This is a genomic window from Microcoleus sp. Pol12A5 (assembly GCF_036701435.1).
In the GTDB taxonomy this organism is placed as follows: Bacteria; Cyanobacteriota; Cyanobacteriia; order Cyanobacteriales; family Microcoleaceae; genus Microcoleus.
In genome coordinates, this window is sequence record NZ_JAUBQU010000276.1 from 1 (window position 1) to 1633 (window position 1633).

Genomic DNA, 1633 nt, shown 5'->3' on the forward strand with positions numbered 1-1633 from the left:
TCCACAGCAAAATAAATTGCCATCGGGATAGTTTGAGTTTGTCCGGGAATATTCCCCGCTAACATCAACGTCGCGCCGAATTCACCCAAAGCGCGGGCAAATGCCAGAATAGTTCCTGCTAAAATTCCCGGCCATGCTAGCGGCAACATAATGCGCCAAAAGACTTGCCACTCCGATGCTCCCAAAGTGCGGGCTGCGTTGAGAAGATTGGCATCAATTTGCTCAAAAGCTCCCAAAGCAGTTTTATACATCAGGGGAAATGATACAACTGTGGCAGTAAGGGCGGCCGCTTGCCAAGTGAAAATTATAGTTAAGTCGAATTGTAGCAAAAATTGCCCGATCGCCCCATTTCTCCCAAACAGCAGCAGCAGCAAAAATCCCACTACTGTCGGCGGCAAAACTAAGGGAGAAATGAAAATTCCTTCAATTAAAGCTTTACCTCTGATGCGAGTTGAAAGCATCCACCGGGCGGCGGCTATTCCCAGGACAAAGGTGATAAATGTCGCAATAGCGGAGGATTTTAGAGATATCCAGAGCGGAGAAATATCAAATTCCATCTATATATAAATAAATCCGCGTTAATCAGCGCTTATCTGCTTTCATCAGCGGTAAAAAATCCATAATTAGTTAGTTATCGAACTATGCCAAATCCATATTTCTGAAATACTATTTTAGCTCGATCGCCCGCCAAAAAGTCAACAAACGCTTTTGCAGCAGCGGGATTGCGGCTGTTTCTGATAACTGCCAGCGGATAAACAATGGGCGAGTGCAAATTTTCCGCAGCCGTTAGCCGCACAGTTACTTTGTCGGAGGCTGTGGCGTCAGTCGCATAAACTATACCAGCATCAACGTTACCGCTTTCGACGAATGTCAGCACTTGGCGGACGTTATTTCCTAACACTAACTTTGGCTGTATTGGCCGCCACAATCCAAGTTTATTGAGCATTTCCTGAGCGTATTGACCCACAGGTACGCTTTTCGGTTCGCCGATCGCAATTTTCTTGATTTTGGCATCTGTTAACTGTTTAAAATCGCTCAAAGCAACACCGTTTTTGGGAGTAATCAAAACTAGGCGATTTGTCAGCAAATTGCGGCGCGTGTCGTTAATTAGCAGGTTAGATTGCTGCAAAGCATCCATTGGGTTGGTGGCCGCGCTGAAAAATACATCTACCGGAGCGCCTTGCTGAATTTGCTGTTGTAGAGCGCCGGAAGCACCAAAATTATAAGTAATAGTAAAATTCGGATTACTGCTTTGATAAACAGTTTTGATTTCCCCTAAAGCTTTCGAGAGGCTGATAGCAGCGGATACGTTTAAGGAAGTTTGCTGCTGTGGTGTTGTTGGGGAAACGCTTTTAAACAAGTTCCAAGCAATCAGCAGTGTCAGCGCTACAGCGGCTGCGACGATCGAGTTGAAAATGCGTTTTCTTTCCACAAGGCTGTATTATAATTTGCCCTAGGGCGATCTACACTATCTGTAGTAGTAAGGTGCGCCGCGCACACCTTACAAGTAGATTCTGTTTGTCCAGGATTATCATCTTCTAATGACTGATGACTGCTGACTAATGACTACGATCGCCATTTGATAGAACAGCCTATTGCCTCTGTAGTTGAAGGCTCAACGGGTTGACTGTTG

2 protein-coding genes are annotated in these 1633 nt (G+C 45.3%); both read right to left on the minus strand.

The features are described 5' to 3' along the window. Positions 1 to 557, minus strand: a 557-nt coding sequence (gene modB, locus QUA45_RS28695) for a molybdate ABC transporter permease subunit (RefSeq protein ID WP_333223327.1), incomplete at its 3' end; no start/stop codon positions are given. Positions 558 to 631: 74 nt separating this feature from the next. After that, positions 632 to 1432: a molybdate ABC transporter substrate-binding protein gene (gene modA, locus QUA45_RS28700; protein WP_333223329.1), complete on the minus strand. Its 801-nt coding sequence runs from the start codon at positions 1430 to 1432 to the stop codon at positions 632 to 634. Positions 1433 to 1633 lie beyond the last annotated feature (201 nt).